Source organism: Methylocaldum sp. (assembly GCF_035627495.1).
Lineage (GTDB): Bacteria > Pseudomonadota > Gammaproteobacteria > Methylococcales > Methylococcaceae > Methylocaldum.
The window spans coordinates 1-2,541 of sequence record NZ_DASPLO010000030.1 but is presented as its reverse complement, the minus strand read 5'-3'; the positions used below and the strand labels follow the sequence as shown (position 1 = coordinate 2,541).

General features: G+C 54.4%; 1 protein-coding gene. It reads right to left on the bottom strand.

Translation table 11 applies throughout. The features are described 5' to 3' along the window. Window positions 1–293: 293 nt before the first annotated feature. The gene (locus VEB01_RS02515; protein ID WP_324872528.1) at window positions 294–1,340 is read right to left on the bottom strand and encodes a hypothetical protein; all 1,047 of its coding nucleotides are present in this window, start codon (window positions 1,338–1,340) and stop codon (window positions 294–296) included. Between the last annotated feature and the right edge of the window lie 1,201 nt (window positions 1,341–2,541).

The following is a 2,541-nucleotide window of genomic DNA, read 5'->3' as shown; positions in this document are numbered from 1 at the left end:
GCGGCACTGGCGAAAACTCAATGGCATTCCCCGCTTGGCTCAGGTTATCGAGGGAGTCGTGTTCAAGGACGGAGTTCGGGAAGACGCCGAGAAAATCGCCGCCTGAGTCCGCCCCGTACACAAAATTTGACCATTACTCTTGGAAAGTTCACAGTGGTCCGAATAGTGCTGAACCCATTTTTCGATAATTACCTCATGCAAAGGAATAACGAAAAGAAGAATTATCTCAAATGGGTTCAGAATCGTTCAGTTGATCAAATACATTCGGTGTTCACTTTACGTTGCAGTACCTACTAGTATTGATTGCTAGGCGCTATCGCATAGATGCGGTTTTTCGTCATCAAGCCGTCGAGCAGGTCGGCGGGGTAGCTTTTCCAGTTGACGGATTGGTTCCCCAGCCCCAAGGCTGCCCATTTGGCCTTCGCCGTGGCGTTATCCTCGAACTGCAAATGCGCGCCGCCGCTCGTATCGGTGATAAACCAGCCGTAATCCCGAAGCGCCACGGCAATGATCCGGGCCGCCCGGCGGGTCTGGTCGGACAATTGGCTCGGCAAGGACTTCACCCAGGCATCGATCTCCGCATCGGTGATGTTCAGCGCGAACCGGGTGCCCATGGGCATGCCGTTCGAGGTTACCCGGCCGTCGGATTTGGTGGCGGGGGCCACGAACGCCTTCGCGGTATTCCGGCTCGGCATGGACAGGGCATGTTCGATCTTGCCCTGGGCGATCTCCTCGGGCCGCACCAGCATGGCAAGGTAAGGGATCCCGCAGCCGCGCGAGGGTTTGTAGCCGTCCTCCTTGGTCAAGTACGAGCCCGGCACCAGGTTGCCGTTCGAGACGCGGATGGTGGACCCGTTGAAGCTCACCTGCCAAAGGTCCCACTCGCGCCCGCTTTTCGGGTCGAGGACGATGACCTGGCCATCGGACCCGGTGGCTGCTTGCCAGTTCGGGTTCCAGGGGATCTTGGTGCCTTTGAGGTTACCCCACGTCGCTTGGACGGTGTAAGAGCTCCGGGCGGTGTCCGCCATATACACTGGATAGGTGTAACCGGTGACGGACACGTTGAAATTGCCCGGCTTGTTCGGCGAATAATTCCACAGGCGAGTGGCCAGGGTGCTGGATTGGGGATGGCGCGGCAGCCCCGCCACCGGCTTGTTCCACGGCGCACCCGCGCCAAACGGACGGACATAATCAGCCGCTCCGGCTGTCTGAGTCATGACCAGAGTTGCCGCTATCGACAGGCCATGAATGGCTTTACGTACTATTTTACGGCTGCGACCGTCGGCGTTTCGTTTTTCGGCGCACTTGGCTGAAGGAACGTAAGAGTTTAGATATTTCATGTTTTCTCCCGTGGGATTTTTCACGCTAAAAATTCAAGGCGTAGCGACTCTTTGGCCGCAGGCCAGGTTATGGAAGCTCCAGTGCTAACGGCTTATCGAAGATCTGCCGTAATCACCTAGCTTTAGCGTCCCTGGGACCAACTCCATCATTCCTGACAGGTTCAGCGTTGGTCGAACTACCGGCTGTTCAAGCAGTTCCATTTGTTTTCCAAAAGTACGAGCACACCCGATGCAAGCTATGGCTGAACCCCATGTGTCTAGGTATCTCAATTCGAATAACTTGGTGATGAAAACGGCATCAGCCACGTTCGATGAAAGGCAAACGTTGGTGATATTCATTACCGGGTTATTCAGCGTTAGCGGAATAGGTCCGAGTGAATCTCGGGAGGCTGCTCGATGAGCAGCGTGATGCCCTACTCATTGGCTCGGGTATCCGAGACCGCCAATTACCTAAGGCGCACAAAGGCAAGCATGTTTAACGTTTCAATATCCAAGCTAAGAAGAACAACTGGCTTGAAGTGAAAGCAATTTTTGTCATCGGGCATCACTCGTCACTTGCGCTGCCGATATAAGCAGATCCCGTGCCATGGTGGCTAAAACCTAGAGCCCGTGCCGGTTTAGCCCTTTTGCGACATTCGGGAGTACGTAGAATTACTTATAAATTGACGCTGATCTGCGACAGATGATCCCTTCTATCCGGAGATATGCTCTGTTCGAAGGGACGCGAAAAGCCGACAAAATTGAGGTCGGAAGAAGCTTACTGGAGGTGCCGGAAATGGCATCGAAAACGTCCAAGGGAAATCAAAAAATCGTGAGGTCGCCGGAGAGCGACTACTAAGGAGAGAACTCTTGCATCATCGCTTGACGACACAAAGTATCGGGACAAACAAACAGCCTTGCTGAGGGTGGCTACCTCGAGTCCAGTCATGGCGGGTGCTCATCGGCGTGGGGCCGAAGTCGAGTTTCACGAGGAATCGAGCGTTTTGGTATGGTCTGGAGGTGTGACCACAATGAGAAGATAGATGTCAGGTCCCGTGTGATTCTTTACCAAGAAGGAGCTATGCTCTCTTCGAGGCACGGAGTGTCCTCCGTGAAGTTTTTGGTTCATCCGGTTGAGACTCATCACGATGCAGATTCAACTTCACAAGAACGCCAGCACCACCTCCGCCGTGCGGCAGGCGATTCGAGACTCCGAGCTGAG

Bases quoted from the DNA above. Each gene is read 5' to 3' on its own strand.
- VEB01_RS02515 (WP_324872528.1), bottom strand. From the start codon at position 1,340: ATGAAATATCTAAACTCTTACGTTCCTTCAGCCAAGTGCGCCGAAAAA.